The organism is Megasphaera massiliensis (assembly GCF_036305205.1).
GTDB classification, from domain to species: Bacteria; Bacillota; Negativicutes; order Veillonellales; family Megasphaeraceae; genus Megasphaera; species Megasphaera massiliensis.
On sequence record NZ_JAXIXE010000042.1, the window covers coordinates 60,826 to 80,256 of the forward strand.

General features: G+C 50.1%; 15 protein-coding genes. 10 read left to right on the forward strand and 5 right to left on the reverse strand.

The annotated features are described in order from the left end of the window. Positions 1–79 precede the first annotated feature (79 nt). A complete protein-coding gene (locus tag UCI88_RS09635) occupies positions 80–973 on the forward strand; it encodes a LysR family transcriptional regulator (RefSeq protein WP_044505384.1) in 894 nt (297 codons plus the stop codon). A gap of 1 nt (position 974) precedes the next feature. Here the strand turns inward: UCI88_RS09635 and UCI88_RS09640 are convergent, their stop codons facing one another. The 5 genes from UCI88_RS09640 to UCI88_RS09660 all read right to left on the reverse strand — a co-directional run bounded on the left by UCI88_RS09640 (position 975) and on the right by UCI88_RS09660 (position 6,767). Next, positions 975–2,255 carry an MFS transporter gene (locus UCI88_RS09640; protein ID WP_256179646.1) on the reverse strand — a complete coding sequence of 427 codons (1,281 nt, stop codon included), beginning with the start codon at positions 2,253–2,255 and terminating at the stop codon, positions 975–977. 206 nt (positions 2,256–2,461) lie between these two features. Then, the gene (locus tag UCI88_RS09645; RefSeq protein ID WP_044505386.1) at positions 2,462–2,827 is read right to left on the reverse strand and encodes a P-II family nitrogen regulator; all 366 of its coding nucleotides are present in this window, start codon (positions 2,825–2,827) and stop codon (positions 2,462–2,464) included. Positions 2,828–2,838: 11 nt separating this feature from the next. After that, positions 2,839–4,251 (reverse strand): ammonium transporter, encoded by a 1,413-nt coding sequence (locus UCI88_RS09650; RefSeq protein WP_256179647.1) that lies wholly within the window; start codon positions 4,249–4,251, stop codon positions 2,839–2,841. A gap of 273 nt (positions 4,252–4,524) precedes the next feature. Continuing rightward, positions 4,525–5,499 (reverse strand): AEC family transporter, encoded by a 975-nt coding sequence (locus UCI88_RS09655; protein ID WP_256179648.1) that lies wholly within the window; start codon positions 5,497–5,499, stop codon positions 4,525–4,527. A gap of 77 nt (positions 5,500–5,576) precedes the next feature. Next, entirely contained in the window at positions 5,577–6,767 is a 1,191-nt protein-coding gene (locus UCI88_RS09660) for a M20 metallopeptidase family protein (protein ID WP_044505389.1), read from the reverse strand. A 199-nt stretch (positions 6,768–6,966) separates the two neighbouring features. Here UCI88_RS09660 and UCI88_RS09665 point away from each other — a divergent pair, with 199 nt between their 5' ends. The 9 genes from UCI88_RS09665 to nifJ all read left to right on the forward strand — a co-directional run bounded on the left by UCI88_RS09665 (position 6,967) and on the right by nifJ (position 19,092). Then, on the forward strand, positions 6,967–8,550 hold the full coding sequence (locus UCI88_RS09665; protein ID WP_256179652.1) for a ClC family H(+)/Cl(-) exchange transporter: 1,584 nt from the start codon (positions 6,967–6,969) through the stop codon (positions 8,548–8,550). Between the two features lie 259 nt (positions 8,551–8,809). Continuing rightward, complete coding sequence (locus UCI88_RS09670; RefSeq protein WP_081651757.1) at positions 8,810–9,373, forward strand: peptidoglycan-binding protein; 564 nt, start codon at positions 8,810–8,812, stop codon at positions 9,371–9,373. A gap of 142 nt (positions 9,374–9,515) precedes the next feature. Continuing rightward, the gene (gene glmU, locus UCI88_RS09675; RefSeq protein WP_330024183.1) at positions 9,516–10,889 is read left to right on the forward strand and encodes a bifunctional UDP-N-acetylglucosamine diphosphorylase/glucosamine-1-phosphate N-acetyltransferase GlmU; all 1,374 of its coding nucleotides are present in this window, start codon (positions 9,516–9,518) and stop codon (positions 10,887–10,889) included. 74 nt (positions 10,890–10,963) lie between these two features. Next, positions 10,964–11,929 (forward strand): ribose-phosphate diphosphokinase, encoded by a 966-nt coding sequence (locus tag UCI88_RS09680; RefSeq protein WP_044505391.1) that lies wholly within the window; start codon positions 10,964–10,966, stop codon positions 11,927–11,929. An 18-nt stretch (positions 11,930–11,947) separates the two neighbouring features. Next, entirely contained in the window at positions 11,948–12,514 is a 567-nt protein-coding gene (gene pth / locus UCI88_RS09685) for an aminoacyl-tRNA hydrolase (protein WP_044505472.1), read from the forward strand. A gap of 61 nt (positions 12,515–12,575) precedes the next feature. Then, positions 12,576–13,595 (forward strand): MBL fold metallo-hydrolase, encoded by a 1,020-nt coding sequence (locus tag UCI88_RS09690; RefSeq protein ID WP_256179650.1) that lies wholly within the window; start codon positions 12,576–12,578, stop codon positions 13,593–13,595. A gap of 533 nt (positions 13,596–14,128) precedes the next feature. Next, positions 14,129–14,581 (forward strand): desulfoferrodoxin family protein, encoded by a 453-nt coding sequence (locus UCI88_RS09695; RefSeq protein WP_044505393.1) that lies wholly within the window; start codon positions 14,129–14,131, stop codon positions 14,579–14,581. Between the two features lie 22 nt (positions 14,582–14,603). Beyond that, entirely contained in the window at positions 14,604–15,149 is a 546-nt protein-coding gene (locus UCI88_RS09700; protein WP_044505394.1) for a glutathione peroxidase, read from the forward strand. 433 nt (positions 15,150–15,582) lie between these two features. Beyond that, on the forward strand, positions 15,583–19,092 hold the full coding sequence (gene nifJ, locus UCI88_RS09705) for a pyruvate:ferredoxin (flavodoxin) oxidoreductase (RefSeq protein ID WP_330024184.1): 3,510 nt from the start codon (positions 15,583–15,585) through the stop codon (positions 19,090–19,092). Positions 19,093–19,431 lie beyond the last annotated feature (339 nt).

Consider the following 19,431-nt stretch of genomic DNA (forward strand, 5'->3'; position numbering starts at 1 on the left):
GAAATATTAATAGATAAGCTATTGATATATAAGGATTTATCACAAAGATTGATTAAACGGCATATAGAAGGAGTCTGTTATGAACTTAAAGCAACTTCAATATTTTACGAAATTGGCGGAAACGGAACATTACCGGAAGGCTGCGGAAGCCCTGTATATTACGGAGCCCAGCCTTAACCGAGCCGTTCGGGAAATGGAAAAAGAGCTGGGAATTCAGCTCTTTGAAAAACGGGGACGAAATATTTTTTTGAATAAGTACGGTCATCTTTTTTTGCCTTATGTGAAACGCTCTCTGCAGGAACTGGAACGCGGCGTTGATTTGATGAAAGCTTATACGCGCCCGGATCAGGGAAAAATTACGCTGGGATTTATTTATACCATGGGCTATACTTTGGTGCCAGAAATGATTACTCAATTTCAGGCTATTGACGGTAATGGCGGCATTACCTTTGACTTCCATCAAGGGACGACGGCAGCCCTGATTAAAGAGTTAAAAGAGGAAAAAATCGATGCCGCTCTCTGTTCTTCCGTTGAAAACGAACCGGACGTCCTCTTTTATCCCGTGGCCGAAGAAGAATTGGTCGTAGCCGTCCCTAAGGGGCACCCTTTGAGCAACCGTGGCTCTGTCTCCTTAAAAGAACTGGAACCGTATCCTCTTATCGCCTTCGATAAGAGCAGCGGCTTAAACGAGATGATTAATAAACTCCTCGATCAGGCTCAGGTTCATTTAAAGACCGCCTGCCATGTAGAAGAAGACAACGCCATGGCCGGCTTTGTAGCGGCCGGCTATGGCGTTGCCATTTTACCTGATTTCTATACACTTCAATATTATAATCTAGATCGGATACCGATTGCCGATTCTTTTGAACGGCGTTATCTCTTTTTGGCTCTCCTGCGCCAATCCCAGGTATTGCCCGTCGTAGAACGGTTCCGGAATTTTCTCCTGTCCCGCTGGCAGCGGGGAGCCATCTGAGTCAGTCCTCGATGCGGTGGAGGTCACCGACGATGAAGATGAAGGAGAAGACGCCAATGGCGGCGACGCAGCCGACAAATATCATGGCGCCGACGAATGAGCCCGTCGCTTGGACGATAAAGCCGATGACGATGGGCGTAATGATGCCGGCTAAATTGCCGATGAAGTTGAAGACGCCGCCGGCAAGGCCTACGGAATGGGCCGGTGCCACGTCGCCGACAGTACTCCAGACGATGGCAGCCATGCCTTGACCGAAAAAGGCCAGGGCCATGACGATGATGATGGCATTGAGAGAGTCGAAATAATTAGCCGTCATGATGGTCATCGAACAGAGGAGACCGCAGATGATGGGCAGTTTTCTGGCTTTTGAAAGGGAACTGCCGCGGCGCAGCATGGAGTCAGACCAGTAGCCGCCGAGGAGGACGCCGATAAGGGCACCGACGTAAGGAATGATGGCGTAGATGCCGGCTTTTAATAAGGGCAGGTTCTTAGCCATGATCAGATACGTCGGAAACCAGGTTAAAAAGAAAAACATCGTACTGGCATTGGAAAACTGTCCTAAATAAATCCCCCAGAGTTGGCGGTGTTTAAATAATTCTGCGATTTGAGACCAGGTAATCTTTTGTTTTTCCGAGGCTGTACTGCCAAGGCCGCCGCCTTGGCGGATATAGTCCAATTCAGCTTGGTTGGCACCTGAATCGGGACCGGGTTCGCGGTAGAGAAAGAACCAACCGAGGCTGGCGACGATGCCGATAAAGCCGGTGATGTAAAATATTTCCCGCCAGCCGTAGGTTTCTAAGATCCAAAATAAAACGGGCGTTAAAAAGGCCAGACCGATGAATTCGCCGGCTGTATAAATCGAGGTTGCCGTCGCCCGTTCATGAGACGGGAACCAGGCTGCGACGACGCGGCTGTTGGTCGGAAAGGCCGGGGCTTCGGCAGCGCCGATAGCCATGCGGATGCCGAAGAGGGAGGCAAAGGACTTCCCAAGACCCATGAACATCGTGAATAAGGACCACAAGAATAACGAGGCTGTATAGACGATGTGAGAGCCAAATCGTTCGATGACCCAACCGCCGGGGATCTGCATCAGCCCGTAAGACCAGGAAAAGGCGGAGAATAAAAGGCCCATGGTGGCGGCGCTGAATCCGAGTTCATCACTCATGCTGGAGGCTGCGACGGCCATGTTGGTCCGGTCCAGGTAATTGATGGCTGTGAGAATAAATAAGAGAAACAGCATGAACCAGCGTTTCTTCGTTTTCTTAGGACGTAAGTTCGTCATATATGATCATCCCTTCGAATTGTTAAAATATTCACATACGCTACTGTGCTGATAAGCAAGTATGTATCTATTTTAAACAAGAAGGTCGACGGGTACTATTACTTATTTTATATATATTGATATATATATACTATTGATTTAGCGGTTAGCCTAAAAAGCAGGCATACGAAGGCTCGTGCTTCGCATACCTGCTTTTAGAGACATTCTTATTTTTCGTCCATGATGGCGACAGGGCCGCGGTCACCGGTGCGGATGCGGACGGCATCTGCCAAGGGGTAAATGAAAATCTTACCGTCACCGGGCTTACCTGTTTTGCAGACCCTTTCAGCGACTTCGACGACTTTGTCGACGGGAACTTCGCAGACGACGGTCTCTACTTTGATACCCGGCAGGAGGTTGATGTTGTAACGCTGACCGCGATAGACTTCGACGTAGCCTTTTTGAAGGCCGCAGCCGAAGACCTGACTGACGGTCATGCCCATGACGCCGATTTTGTTCAAGGCTTCTTTTAAATCTTCAAGTTTACTGGGCCGGGTAATGATTTCTATTTTAGTAAGGGTATGTTCTTCCATCTCTATCACCTCTATATCGTATGGCTGTTTACGCCGGCCTGGTTTACGACAGCAGCATGGCCTAAGGCTGTATTGTCTAAGGGAGAGGTCTGAACCCCTTCAAAGGGGCTCCCGGCGGTGATGGCGTAATTGTAACCCTGTTCGCCGTGTTCGCCAATATCGAGACCGGCAATTTCTTCTTCTTTATCGGCCCGGACGGTCATGAACAGGCTGATGACTTTAAAGATTATGAATGTTCCGACGATAGCCAGCGCATAGGCGACGACCGTAGAAATGAGCTGAGCGGCGAGGAGATGGCTGCTGCCGTAGAAGAGGCCGTCGGCACCGGCAGGGTTGACGTCTGTCGTCGCCCAGAGCCCCGTTGCGATGGAGCCCCAAGTACCGCCGATGCCGTGAATCCCGAAGGCATCGAGGGAATCGTCGTAGCCGAGTTTGGTCTTGACGACGGCGACCGCGACGTAGCAGATAACGCCGCCGACAGCCCCGATAATGAGGGCCGGAAGGGGAGCGACGAAGCCTGCTGCCGGGGTGATGGCGACGAGGCCTGCGATACATCCGGAAGCGGCACCGAGGATGGTCGGTTTCCCTTGGACACGCCATTCCACAGCGACCCAGGCGACGGTGGCAGCTGCTGCGGCGGCCTGAGAGGTGATAAAGGCGTTGGCGGCCAACTCGTTGGCTCCGAGGGCACTGCCGGCATTGAAGCCGAACCAGCCGAACCAGAGAAGGGCGGCGCCAAGGACGGTCATCGGAAGATTATGAGGAACCATAGGACTCTTCCCGTATCCGTAGCGACGGCCTAAGAGGACGCAGAGCGTAAGGCCGGAAACACCGGAGAGAATGTGGATGACCAGACCGCCGGCGAAGTCGAGGGCGCCGAGTTTAGCGAGGAAGCCGCCGCCCCAGACCCAATGAGCCATGGGATTATAAATGAAGAGGGCCCAGAGCAGGATGAAGACGACGAAGGCGTGGAACTTCATGCGTTCGGCAAAAGCACCGGTAATGAGGGCCGGCGTGATGACGGCAAACATGCACTGGAAGGCGACGAAGGCCAGTTCCGGAATCGTTCCGTTGTCGAGAACAGTCATGCCGACTCCGGTGAGGCCGATTTTATCAAGAGATCCGATGAAGCCGTGAATGTCGGTACCGAAGGTCATGGCATAGCCGATGAGAATCCATTCGACAGAAATCATGGCGACGATGAAGAAGCTCTGCATAATCGTTGCCAATACGTTTTTATTGCGGACCATGCCGCCGTAGAAGAAGCCCAGGCCCGGCGTCATGAGAAAGACGAGGGCGGCACTGATGAGTACCCAGGCCGTGTCGCCCGGGTCTGTCGTTCCCGGTGCCGATGCAAAAGCCGTTGGCGCTGCTGCGAAAAGACAAGGCAGCAGGACCGATAAACGGGACCATAATTGTTTCATATTCTTAGCCTCCTGACCCATAAAAAAAAGATGCCTCTCCCGATGGTTCCATCGAGAAAAAGACATCGTTGTCTACTGTTCTATTGGGATTATCTTCAGAATATGAAAAGCCCAAGGGATAAAAAATCATCACCTTGGGCTTCATTGCCGGCTTCTATTCTGTTGATGAACTTATTATAAAAGCAAAACGTTAAGCTGTCAATAAAAATGCTGAAATTTATTTTACAAAACTTATATTTTATCTAAAAAGATAATATCATAATGGGAATCATATTAAACAAATAAAATATGCCCTAAGAAAATATAAAAGGTCAGCGATATGGCGCTGAGGGCCGTTGTGTTCATGACAATCTGCGTCGCATAGTCCGGATTGTTATCGAATTCGATGGCAAATAAGGCCGTATTGACGGCTGTAGGGATAGCGCAATAGATAAGGAATACCGTCGCACTGACAGCCGTAAAGGTGCCGGGGCGAAAGGCGTTGGCACCATAAATCATGGCCAGCCCCAGTAAGGGGAGGGCGGTCATCTTTAAAATGCTTACGATCCAGACATCCTTGTCGAGCCAATGAATCTTGGTCTGTGACAACTGAGCGCCGATACTGACCATGGCTAAGGGGAGCAGAGCATGGCTGGCCATGTCCATGATGGGCCATAAGAAGAAGTTTTCGGCATCCCAGCCGACGTTGCGGGCTAACAAGGATGCGGCCAATACGTACAGCAAGGGCATGCGAAACATGACGGCCAAAGTATCCCTGGCAGCCAATTTACCGCGGCCGGCCTGATAAAGACCGAGGGTATTGAGCGAGACACTTTGAATCATGAATATGATGATCTGCACGACCATGGCTTCGGCAAGGTATGGCGTCTGTCCGTTTACGACGAAGGGGTCGTGAGAAAAGACGAGGATGATAAGCGCGACGCCGAGGTTGCCTGTATTATTGAACATAAAGGCGTTGCGGCACGATTCCAGCATGGCTTCATCATAGTGGCGGATACGGCCGACGATATTGGCTATGACGAAACAGAGGACCATGAAGATGGCGATGGCAGCGATGATGTTGACGCTCGTTTCGGGGAACTGAGTCGTATAGATGTTGGTAAAAAGGAAACTGGGAATGACTAAGTAGAACATCAATTTCGATAAGGTTTTTACGTCGAGATGGAATTTCTTATCGAGAAAATATCCTAAGAGAACGAGAAAGAAAATCGGAAGCATCGTATGTTCAATGATGAACCAGAAGACCATGAGTCATATCACTCCTTATTATATGGATACTCCCTCATTATACTATGGATATGTAATTATACAATGCCAAAATGAATTCAATAGCTTTCGAAGTAATAGACGATGTGAAGCAGGGTTTCGCACATATACTTCAAGGCGTTGCTGTCCCAGTGGAAGTCCGGTGAATGGCCGCTGACCGGAGCATCGCCGTAGACGCCGACATAATAAAAGGCACTGGGGACGGCCTCGCTGAAATAGGCAAAATCTTCAGAACCGGCGCCGCGTTTCAAGGCCACTACGTTGACCCGATCGGCACAGTGCTGCTGCAGGATATGGGTAACTTTATCGGTAACGCCGTCGTCGTTGACACAGACCGGGGAGAAGGGGACGACGTCCAAATCGAAGAAACCGCCATACGTCGAGGTTACATTTTTCAAAATCTGCTCCAGGGCGTCGAGGATGATGCGCCGTTTTTCTTCGTGATACGTCCGGAGGGTCCCTTTTAAAACGGCTGTTTCGGGGATGACGTTAGGATTGTGGCCGGCCTGGAACTGGCCGAAGGTGAGGACGATGCCGTCGCCGTCAGCATAGCGGTTGTAGACGAAGTTTTGAATCAATTGGATAATGTCGACGCCCATCTGTATCGGGCTGATGCAGGCTGACGGCTGGGAGCCGTGTCCGCCTTTGCCGTGGAGTGTGATCGTGAAATCGTCACAAGAAGACGCGATTTCGCCGCGGCCGATGCCGACATAACCCTTGGGGAGACTGCCGGCCACATGCAGACCCAAGGCATAGTCGACAGGCGGCAGGTTGAGGATACCGGCATCGATCATGCGGGCGGCGCCGCCGTTTCCCTCTTCAGCCGGCTGAAAAGCCAGACGGATGGTGCCGCGCAGGCAGTCTCGATGCTTGTTGAGAATTTTGGCGACACCTAATAAGTTGGCCGCATGACCATCGTGGCCGCAGGCATGCATGACTCCTTCTACGAGGGATGAATAAGGGCAGTCGTACTTTTCGGTCAGCGGCAGGGCATCGATGTCGGCTCGCAAGAGGACGACCGGTCCGGGAAGGGCCCCGTGTATCAGGCCTGTGACTCCGGTACCGGCGATGATTCGCACGTCTTCAATACCCATCAGGGATAATTCTTGAAAAATCGTCTTGCATGTATCGAATTCTTTTTCGCTTAATTCCGGGTGGGCATGGAAATATTCTCTCATTTCCATCATATAAGGCAAGGTTTTGCGTACTGCTTCGTGAATATTGAATGTCGGTCTATAGCTGTCGTTCATAAGCCGCTCCTCCTTCCGTTTTTCTATATTATGTATATATTTCTATAATAAAGCCTGAAATCCTGCCATGGGAGCGGATTTTTTGGCTCATTCTGCTTCGAAAGGTCTATATATTTATATTATATATATCCTTATTATACGAAACAACAGGAGCCTGTGGTATAATTTTCACAGTGAATCAGAAAGGGATGTGAATATGATGCATGGTGATACACGGTTGGAAGCGGCGCTAAAGGTTTTGAACCATTGGCCTCGATTTCGGCTGCAGCTTTTTTTAGAAGGCATTTTAGTCGGCTTATTGTCGGGAACGGTTATCAGCTTTTTTCGCTGGGGCTTGGAAACGGGAACCCTGTGGCGACAGTGGTTTTATGCCAATGTTTTGAGCCGGGGTGACATTTCTGTTCACGCGGCTTGGTTTGCGCTGCTGCTGGCGGCAGCTTTGTTATTATGGCGCTTGGGGATTTATGAACCACAAGCAGGCGGCAGTGGGATTCCTCAAATTAAAGGTGTCATTTTGGGCGTCCTGCGCCTGCGCTGGCTGCGAGTACTTTGGGTTAAGCTGGTCGGTGGTATCGTCGGCATCGGGCTGGGCTTGTCTTTAGGACGTGAAGGACCGTCGATTCAGATCGGTTCCGTGACAGCCCAAGGGTTGAGCCGAGCCTTTGGGCGGACGCGGATGGAGGAACGGTACCTCATCACAGCCGGCGCCAGTGCCGGGTTGGCAGCGGCTTTTAATGCGCCCCTGGCAGGCGTCATGTTTGCCTTGGAAGAGCTTCATCGCAACTTTTCCGGCGTCGTTTTGGCACCGGCTATGGCGGCGGCATTGATGGCGACCATGGTCAGTCGCTACCTCTTTGGACGAGAACCTGTTTTTCATTTCGGAATCTTGCCGCACTTTCCCCTGCGCTATATGTGGTTGGCCGTAATTTTAGGAATTATTGTCGGAATTGCCGGGGTAATATTTAATAAAGGATTACTAAATATCCATTATTTTTATGAACTTCCCATCTTTCGCAATCGTTACATGCCCATTGCCTTTGCCTTACTCATGGCCGGGGTGTTGGGGTATGTTTTTCCCGACGTCCTCGGCGGCGGCAATGAGTTGGTTAATGCCCTGTATACCCTGCCGCTGTCACTTCAGTTGTTTGCCCTCCTGCTGATCGGAAAATTTCTGTTCACCCTTATCAGTTACGGCTGCGGCGTTCCCGGCGGTTTCTTTTTGCCCATGTTGGTCTTAGGCGCCCTGACCGGCGGTATGGTGGGAATTATTTTCATTCAGATGGGGCTCATTTCATCGTATTACTTGTCGAACATCGTCGTTATTTCCATGGCAGCTTTTTTTGCGGCCTCCGTTCAGTCACCGGTTACAGGGACTATTCTCATTATGGAAATGACCGGCTCATATGAGCACCTGCTAGCCTTATGTACGGCCTCCTTGGTGGCCCTCGTCGTGGCCCAGCTCTTTCGGGGGGAACCGATTTATGAAGTGCTGCTCCGGCGGAGCCTGGCCAAGCATAAACCTGCCTTATCGTCGAGTGAACGGCGAAACCTCTTGGAATTGACCGTCGTCAGTGGAAGTCAGGCCGATGGAAAATATATCGGCCGCATTGCCTGGCCGTCTCATACGGTCATTGTTGACGTAAAGCGCGGCAGCGGCGACATCATACCGGATGGAGAGACTTGTCTACGAGCAGGGGACTACCTCTATGTGCTGACTGACTCTGTCGAAGGTGCTCAATCTATAAGAAATATTGTGGAGAAAACAGGCAGCGAAGATATGTAAAAATGTATAATAATTATAGAAAAATAGGACTAGGTACTAAAAAATATCTGTCATACTTGAGTATTAAGGCACATATGATGTTTCGGAAACGATTAGAACGGAGAATAAAACAATCAAAAAGTAGGTTTAAGTATCCAATTTTTTGACTTATGGTGATGAGTTTGCTATAATTCAGGACGTACTTGAGATTGTATTCATTCGAAGAGGTGGTTTTTTGCGAAATCGTATTTTGAAACATCGTATGTTGATATTAGTGACAATGATCTTTGTATTTGCATTTTCGTCTTTGGCTTGTGCAAGTGTACAAATGGGAATGAAAGGCTCTGTCGTACAGAGTGTTCAATATATGCTTCAAGATGCGGGCTATTTGTCCGGTAGTGCAGATGGTGATTTTGGTTCTCAGACGCAGCAGGCTGTCGTACAGTTCCAGACAGACCATGGTCTGTCTGCCGACGGAATCGTCGGCTCGCAGACGATGGAAGCGCTCTCTGAAGCCAGCGGTCGCCCGGTTCCGGAAGAAGCTGCATCGGCGACGGAAGGTCACCAGCGTCGGTTGGTTATGGAAGCTACGGCTTATACGGCTCAAGATGGCGGCGGCAGTGGATACACTGCAACCGGCCAGTATCTCCAGCGTGGTATGGTTGCCGTTGACCCGTCGGTTATTCCCCTCGGCTCTCAGCTTTACATCGAAGGTTACGGCTATGCCGTTGCCGCTGATACCGGTGGAGCTATTGTCGGTGACCGTATTGACTTGGCCATGGATTCTACTAGTGAAGCCCTTAATTTCGGCCGTCAAGACGTCGTCGTTTATGTATTAGGTTAATCTCAAGTTGATGCTAGGATATCCATTAGCTGAAAAGGGGCTGTTGTACAGTAAGTTGTGCAACAGCCTTTTTTTTCGCCTCGTTTTGTGGTATCCTTAAAAGGATTTATATAGTGATGTAATTCAGGGAGGCTATTGCTGAATGAAAAATACTATTGCACTTATCCTCGCTGCCGGTAAGGGGACGCGAATGAAATCGAAGTTCCCCAAGGTTTTACACAAAGTCGGCGGCGTTCCGATGGTGGAACAGGTGCTTCGGGCTGTTAAGGCAGCCGGAACGACGCGCCAAATTGTTGTTGTCGGTTTTGGCGGAGAACAGGTCCGCGACTACCTCGGTGACCGGGCTGAAACGGTTGTACAGCAGGAACAGCTCGGTACCGGTCATGCTGTGCTGCAGGCGGAACCGTTGTTGCAAGGCGCTTCCGGTACACTTCTCGTTACCTGCGGCGACACTCCTTTGGTAACGACGGAAACCTTTACGGCTCTCATCGACTGCCATGAAAAGAGTGATGCTGCGGCAACGGTACTGACGGCACATATGCCGGATCCGACGGGCTACGGCCGCGTTATCCGTGATGATAAAGGGCAGGTCGTCAAAATTGTCGAGCAAAAAGACGGCACGCCGGAAGAACTGGCTGTCGACGAAGTAAATGCCGGCATTTATTGCTTTGATATGCCCCTTTTGTGGGATATGCTGCACAACGTTACCAATGACAATGCTCAGGGCGAGTATTACTTGACCGATATCATCGGCATGCTCGTATCGTCGGGCCGCGTTGTCAGTGCTTTTGCAGCTCCGTCCTATGATGAAACGCTGGGGGTCAACTCCCGTCAGCAAATGGCAGAAGCAGAACAAATTATGCGTCGCCGTAAACTGGACCAGCTCATGGCCGATGGCGTTTCTATTATTGATCCTAATAATACCTATGTCGACACGACCGTTACCATCGGCCGCGATACGGTACTTTATCCGGGAACGATTCTCGAAGGACAGACGGTCATCGGCGAAGACTGCCACATCGGCCCTTATGTCCGCATGACCAATGTACAGATGGGCGATGATGACCATGTTCAGTTCATGTATGCTCATGACTGCCAAATCAAAAACGGCTGTGAAGTCGGGCCTTTCGTTCACTTCCGCCCCGATACGGTTATCGGTAATCACGTAAAAGTCGGAAATTATATGGAAGTCAAAAACTCGACTGTCGGAGACGGCACAAAACTGCCTCACCTCAGTTATATCGGCGACAGCGATGTCGGTCAGAACGTCAATATCGGCTGCGGGACGATTACTGTCAATTATGATGGAAAAATCAAGCACCGCACGACGATCGGCAATCACGCTTTTGTCGGCTGCAACAGTAACCTCGTAGCGCCGGTTACGGTCGGTGATTACGCCTATGTCGGTGCCGGTTCTACGATTACCAAAGACGTACCGGCCAAATCCTTATCCGTTGCCCGCGCTCGGCAGCGCAATATCGAAGACTGGGTTAAAGACGATACCTATAAGAAATAACACTTTCTCCACCTAGCGTTTATCGGTTTTTATATCGAATCATATATTACAATATTCATACAGGGAGGCTCATTATGAGTTACGAAGACGGGAAAAAGCTGAAGATTTTTACGGGGAATGCCAATCCGGAATTGGCCAAAGAAATTGTTGAGTACCTTGGATTAGAATTAGGCAAGGCCTTTGTCGGTAAGTTCAATAATGGTGAAATTCAGGTCATGATCGATGAAAGCGTCCGCGGTAAGGATGTATTCGTCATTCAGCCGACCTGCCAGCCGGCTAACGATACCCTCATGGAACTGCTGATCATGGCGGATGCCCTGAAACGCGCTTCGGCAAAACATATTACCGCCGTTGTTCCGTACTATGGCTATGCTCGTCAGGACCGCAAGACCCGCGGCCGTGAACCGATTACCTCGAAACTGGTTGCTGATTTAATGACCAGAGCGGGAATCACCCGCGTCGTTACGATGGACCTCCATGCCGGCCAGATCCAGGGCTTCTTTGATATCCCTGTCGATCACCTCGGTTCGGCTTCCATCATCGCTCGGTATATTAACCAGAAAAAAGAAGAAACCGATTTGGGTGACCTCGTCGTCGTATCGCCGGACCTCGGCGGCGTAACCCGTGCCCGTGACCTGGCAGACCGGGTCAGTGCGCCTATTGCCATCATCGAAAAACGCCGTCCTCGTCCGGGCGTTGCCGAAGTCATGAATATCATTGGCGATATCAAGGGCAAGACCTGTATCCTCGTCGACGATATCGTCGATACGGCAGGTTCCTTGTGCGGCGGTGCCAAAGCCTTGAAGGAAATGGGAGCTTCCCGCGTATTTGCAGCCTGCGCCCATGCCGTCCTCACCGATCCGGCTGTCGAACGAATTCAGAAATCGGTCATCTCCGAATTGATCATTACCAATACGATTCCCTTGCCGCCGGAAAAACAGAGCGACAAGATCAAGGTCCTTTCTGTAGCTCCCCTTTTGGGTGAAGCGATTATGCGCATCTTCCATGACGTCTCTGTCAGCCGTCTTTTCGATAAATAAGGAAACGATACCGTGCATATGATCGTAGGCCTGGGCAATCCGGGCCGTCAATATGAACAATCAAAACATAATACGGGTTTCGATGTCATCGATGAGCTGGCAAAACGCTGGGAAGTGACGTCCTGGCAGGAGCGAATGGATGCCCTCGTGGCCCAGGTGACCGTTGACGATGAAAAAATCATCTTGGTCAAGCCCCAGACATTCATGAATGACAGCGGCCGGGCCGTGGGGCCTCTGATGCGTTGGTATAAGGTAGAGCAGCCTGATGTTTACGTTGCTTATGACGACATGGATTTGGCTGTCGGCCGTCTGCGCATTCGTAAGAACGGCAGTGACGGCGGACATAATGGGATTAAGAGTCTCTTTGCCAACGGCTGCACCGATTTTACCCGCTTTCGCGTCGGTATTGGCCGCCCGCTCCCTCATCACGATGTCATCGATCACGTCTTGACGCCCTTTCCGGAAGAACTGCGTGAAAAGTATCTCCAGGGCATCGAAGATGCCGCGACGGCCATTGAAGGTTGTCTGCGCCTCGGTGTCGACAAGGGCATGAACCGCTACAATCCGCGGAAAAAGAAACTATGAGTACAAGAGACTGCCGCGTCTGCGGCAGTCTCTTTTTCTACGTACCTTTAGGAGGGACCTTATGATTGAAAAACTGCATGCGTCGCCGGATGTATACCGCATCCGCGTCGTATTACCGGATAATCCGCTCCAGTATTTAAATGCCTATGTCATTAAAGGTAAGAGCGAGAATCTGGTCATCGATACGGGCTTTAATCGTCCGGAATGCCGTGAGGCCCTGTGCCGCGGTTTAGAAGAGCTCGGCATTGATCTCCGCCACACGTCCTTATTTTTGACGCACCTCCATGCGGATCATACCGGCCTTGTCGGCTTCTTTGCCAAAGCGGGCTGCCCGATTTACATGCATCCCGTCGACTATCAATACCTTGTCGATTCGGAAGACGGCTCGACGTGGAAGGCTGCTGAAGACAATTTCATGCGCGAAGGGATGCCGCCGGAAGAAATCAAGAGCCAATTTTCCAATCAGGCTCGAACTTTTTCACCGGACCCGCATTTTCCGATTAACGCGGTCGCTGATGGAGACGTCCTGCACCTGGCGGGCTGTGAGCTTACGGTCATTCATACACCGGGGCATACGCCGGGCTTGTGCTGCCTCTATATGCCCAAGGAAAAGATTTTCTTTACGAGCGACCACATCCTGTTTGACATTACGCCGAATATCCAGGTTTGGTACCATATGAAGCAGGCACTGCAGCGGTATTTGGAAAGCCTGAAGAAGGTGAAGGACCTGCCGGTCAGCCAAGCTTTGCCGGCTCATCGGGAGGGTGATACGTCGGTCGTCGGCCGTATCGATGAACTTCTGGCTCATCACGACCGACGCCTCCGTGAAGTCCTTCGCCTGGCCGCGGAATATCCGCATAGCACGGCCTATGAGATTGCACCCCATATGACTTGGTCCATGCGCGGCAAACCCTGGAAAGACTTTCCGCCGACGCAGAAGTGGTTTGCCTTAGGAGAAACCTTGTCTCATGTCGAGTATCTTATGGATAAGGGACTTCTCCGCTGTACCGAAGAAAGGGGCGTCCGCCATTATGATGTCGTTCCCGAGATGGATGCAGCTCATCTCGTTGACGGAGTGTAACTGCCTTTGACGTATCTGCATGTACAACGACGTTTCTTATTCTGATATAAAAAAAGCCCGGCCGCCGCAGCAGAACTGTTGTGATGTGACCCCAAAAAGTTAGCCCTGCCGCCGCAACAGCCATGTTGCGGCGGCTTTTCTATGCACAGCCGTGGAGGCCTTGTTCATTTTATGGAGGGAGGCTGCCTTTGCCGAATTCATGTTGCGGAACGATACGACGGAATTTTGATGAAAGGCGAGTGGTAAAATGGGAGAAAAAAATATTATAATAAGAAATCTGTCTTTTCGGAATGGGCGGTAAAGCCCGTAAAACCTGCATAAAATCATCGAAAATGGAAGTCTGTAAGGTCTTTCTGCACTTACTTATATAAAGAATAATAATTCTCCGTTATTGACAAATATGACAATTTGACCTATAATAAGCACATAAGAAAAAGTATTAATTAGGAAGCAAATGCTTATAATTTTTTTAGATTATATAGCTTATTTTTATTTTTGATTGAGGGGTGCTATCCCCTGGAGGAGGAATTGATATGAAGCATGTTGAATTTTACCGCAATGATGCAGATGGTAAAGTTTTGGTCGTCGTCGGCGCACAGGCACCGGAAGAAGTAATTTATGCAGGCCAAAAATTGACTCATCTCGTAGCTGGTTCCGTTGATGCCGCACAGGAAAAACACGTCCCCTGTATCCAGAAAATCGACAACCATCTGGAAGTTCAGGTTGGTTCTGTCATTCATCCGATGGAAGAAAAACATTATATTGAATGGATTGCCTTGGTCGACGATAAAGGTGTAGATATCCATTATCTCAAACCGGGTGAAGAACCGAAGGCTCATTTTGAAACCGGCGATAATGGCGAAGTCTATGCATACTGCAACCTCCACGGCCTGTGGAAGGAAACTTTCTCCGTTAAAGAAGCTCCGGCCCTTGACAGCGCTATGTGTTCACCGGAATTTGGTGGCTGCGTAATTCATGACGTCTAAGAGAAACAGGAGGAATAACACAATGAAAGTATTTGATTTTACCGTTAAAGATATCCGCGGCGGCGACGTTGCCTTGAGCCAGTATGAAGGCAAACTGCTGCTTATCGTCAACACGGCCAGCAAATGCGGATTTACGCCGCAGTACGATGGCTTGGAAGCTCTTTATAAAAAATATAAGGACAAGGGCTTAGTCATTCTCGGTTTCCCGTGCAACCAGTTCTTGGAACAGGATCCGGAAGATAATAAACATATCGAAGATTTCTGCCGCCTGAACCACGGCGTTACCTTCCCGCTGTTCGCCAAAATTGACGTTCGCGGTGAAAAGGCAGATCCCCTTTACAAATACCTCACCGAAGCTGCTCCCTTCAAAGGCTATGAAACGGATAAAGACAGCGGCCGCCTGATTCAGCAGGTCGTAGCTGAACACTATCCGGACAACGCCGAAGGCAACGGCATTAAATGGAATTTCACGAAATTCCTCGTCAGCCGTGACGGCAGCCAGGTTCAGCGCTTTGAACCGAGCACGACTCCGGAAGAATTAGATCCGATTATCGAAAAGGCCCTCTAATAACCTGTAACAGAGACCCCGCATTACGCTTTGTGCTATAATGCGGGGCCTTTTTTTGTTTGTTGTATTGACCTTTGATGGGAAAACTTTCACAAATTTAAGGCCCTCTTACTTTTCAGAACCTTTACGGATTCTTTTCTTTATAAAATGTAATCGTCGTCATGATGAATCTTTGTTCCTCGTAAAGTCCATGCAACGATTACATAAATATGTATGCGTTTAGACAGAATCGGCATAAGATGAACGTTTTACTGGAAAGCTCTTGCGTAAAATTTTTATAAATAGTACAATGAGGATAACAAATAGTCATCTAGTTAATACCATAGCTACATAGCTTATAGTGATTATTTTGTCCTTGCAATGTAATGGGATGACTCCAAGTGTACACGGATTCTTTCAAGTTACGATGTTTTACAGAAAGGGGAACAGTATTATGACACAGAAAGTTTTTAAGACTATGGATGGCAACGAGGCAGCCGCCCATATTGCCTATGCCTTTACGGAACTGGCATCCATCTTCCCGATTACGCCGTCATCGCCGATGGCTGAACACGTCGATGAATGGGCTGCTCATGGCCGTAAGAACTTGTTTGGCGCAACCGTCCAGGTTCAGGAAATGCAGTCTGAAAAAGGTGCTGCCGGTGCGATGCACGGTGCTTTGAATACCGGTGCCCTTACGACGACTTTCACGTCCTCTCAGGGCATGATGATCATGCTCAGTAATATGTTCAAAATTTCCAGCGAATTGCTGCCGGGCGTCTTCCACGTCGCTTCCCGTACAGTCGCAACGAACGGTTACACGATCTTTGCCGGTCACGACGATGCCATGGCTATGCGCGGCACGGGCATCAGCATGATGTGTGAATCCAGTGTTCAGGAAATCATGGACCTGGCTGCTGTCGTCCATGCAACGGCTATTACCTGTCGTATCCCTATCATTAACTTCTTCGATGGTTTCCGTACGTCTCACGAAATCCAGAAAATCGAAGTTATTCCTTATGAAAAACTCCGTCCGCTTCTCGATATGGATGCCGTTCGTGAATTCCGTAAACGCGGCATGAACCCGGATAATCCGGAAGCTATTTCCTTCTGCGAACCGGCTGAAGTCTTTATGCAGCATCGTGAATCCTTGAACAAATTCTACGACCGCGTTCCGGAAGTTGCGGAAGGCTACATGAAGAAAATCAGCGAAATCACCGGTCGTGAATACCATCTCTTCAACTACACCGGTGCTCCTGATGCTGAACTCGTTCTCGTCGCTATGGGTTCTGGCGCACAGACCATTGAAGAAACGGTTAAACTGCTCGTTGAACAAGGCGAAAAAGTCGGCTGTATCAACGTTCACATGTTCCGTCCGTGGTCGGAAAAACACTTCTTGGCAGCCGTTCCTGATACGGTTAAGAAGATTGCCGTCTTGGACCGCACGAAAGAAACGGGCGCTAACGGCGAACCGCTGTACCACAGCGTAGCTGCTTCCTTCGCTGCTGCTGACGTAGCTCCGAAAGTTTACCACGGCCGTTATGGTATCGCTTCGAAAGAATTCTTACCGGGCGACGTCGTAGCTGCTTTTGACAACTTGAAAGCCTTCGAACCGAAGAACGACTTCACCTTGAGCATCGTCGATGACGTTACGCATAAATCCCTGCCGCGTGTCCAGAACGTCGACACGGCTGGTGAAGGCCTGAAAGCTTGTAAGTTCTGGGGCTTCGGTTCCGACGGTACGGTCGGTGCGAATAAGAGCGCTATCAAGATCATTGGCGACAACACCGATATGTACGCTCAGGCATACTTTGCATATGACTCGAAAAAATCCGGTGGCGTTACCGTTTCTCACCTGCGCTTTGGCGATACGCCGATCAAGATGCCGTATCTCATCAATGACGCAGACTTCATCGCCTGCCACCGTCAATCCTATACGCACGGCTTCGATCTCCTGCGGGGCATCAAGAAGGGCGGTACCTTCTTACTGAACACCGTATGGAAACCGGAAGAACTCGATGAAAAATTACCGGCTAAAATTAAACGCTCCATCGCCCGCAACGACGTCCAATTCTACATCATCGACGCTGTTGGTATTGCACAGAAAATCGGTCTTGGCGGCCGCATCAACATGATTATGCAGTCGGCCTTCTTTAAACTGGCTGACGTCATTCCCCTTGACTTGGCTATCTCTAAATTGAAAGAATCCGTTGTCGAATCTTACGGCAAAAAAGGTCAGAACATCGTTGATATGAACAACGAAGCGATCGACCAGGGCTTGTCTGCTATCGTCAAAGTTAATGTTCCGGCCGCTTGGGCTGATGCTGTTGACGAACCGGTCGATATGTCGAAACACACGAAATTCTTCCGTGACTTCTCCATTCCTGTCAATGCTCTCGAAGGCGACGACCTTCCGGTTAGCGCATATGACGGCTTTGAAGACGGTCGTTGGCCGACGGGCACGGCTGCTGAAGAAAAACGCGGCGTTGCCATGTTCGTACCGAGCTGGGATGCTGAAAAGTGTATCGGCTGTAACCAGTGTTCCTTCGTATGTCCTCACGCTGCTATCCGTCCCTTCCTCATGACGCCGGAAGAAGCTGCGAACGCTCCTAAAGGCTATCAGGATAAGGAAATCAAAGCAGCACCGGAATACAAATACAATATCGTCGTATCGGTCATGGACTGCCTCGGCTGCGGAAGCTGTACGCATGTCTGCCCGAAACAGGCCTTGACGATGAAACCCTTCGACGAAGAAGAATACAGAGCAGATCTCTGGGATTACGTCATCAACCTGCCGATTAAACCGAATCCGATGGACAAGAACACCGTTATCGGCAGCCAGTTCGAACAGCCCTTGCTCGAATTCACCGGCGCTTGCGCAGGCTGTGCTGAAACCCCATATTGTAAAGTTATTACCCAGCTCTATGGCGACCGCATGATCATTGCTAATGCTCACGGCTGTTCCAGCGTTTGGGGCGGCAGTGCACCGGACTGCGGCTACACCAAGAACGAACAGGGTCATGGCCCGGCTTGGTCGACATCTCTCTTCGAAGACAACGCTGAATATGGCTTCGGCATGATGCTGGCTGAAAAGACGGAACGGAAACTCTTGGCTCAGTACGTCGATGCGGCTATGGACGTTGCAAGTCCTGAATTACAGGCTGCACTGAAAGACTGGAAAGAAAACATGGCTAAGAGTGAAGGTACTCGCGAACGGTCCGATAAGGTCATCGCTCTCCTCGAAGCTGAAAAAGACGGCAAACCTGAATTGGAACAGGTTTACGATATGAAACAGTTCCTCGTTAAACGGAGCCAGTGGATCTTCGGCGGCGACGGCTGGGCTTACGATATCGGTTACGGCGGCTTGGACCACGTCCTGGCGCAGGGTGAAGATATCAACGTCCTCGTCTTCGATACTGAAGTTTACTCCAATACGGGCGGCCAGGCTTCGAAAGCTACGCCGACAGCTGCTGTCGCTCAGTTCGCCGCAGCCGGTAAGAAGACCCGTAAGAAGGACCTCGGCATGATGCAGGCTCAGTACGGCTACATCTATGTCGCACAGGTCGCTATGGGCGCCGACAAGAACCAGTTCATGAAGGCTCTCAAAGAAGCTGAAGAATACGATGGCCCGTCCCTCATCATCGGGTATGCACCGTGCATCAACCACGGCCTCAAGATCGGTCAGGGTCAGAGCCAGCTCGAAGAAAAACGTGCTGTCGATGCAGGTTACTGGCATCTCTGGCGCTACAATCCGGAATTGAAGAAACAGGGCAAGAATCCGTTCATCCTCGATTCCAAACCGCCGAAAGATAACTTCCGCGAATTCCTCATGGGCGAAACTCGCTTCTCGTCCCTGCAGCGCACCTTCCCGGAAATTGCCGAAGCTCTCTTTGAAAAGACCGAAGAAGATGCTAAGGACCGTTATGAAGGCTATGTACGCTTAGAAAAGGCATACGACAAATAAGTATTAAAGGTTAGGCGGGGCTGTCCCGGGAGGACGGCCTCATGAAAACGAGACTGTCATAGATATCTATGGCAGTCTCGTTTTATGTGTCTCGTCATCCATATGGAGTTCTTGCGGTCCGTCGACTCCTACAGCCCTTCAGAGACCGTAGACGGAGGTGTCAGCCGGCGAAGTTTTGCGAGGCATTGAAATGAATTTTGATGTGACCCCAAAAAGTTAGACTTTTATTTCCGAGCAACCCGAAATAGTTGCTCGGAATTTTTTTATGCAGTTTGATTGGCTAGCCGATAGGAAATCGGGCTCTGCCATCCAAGCTTTTCTTTAATCCGATCTACGTTG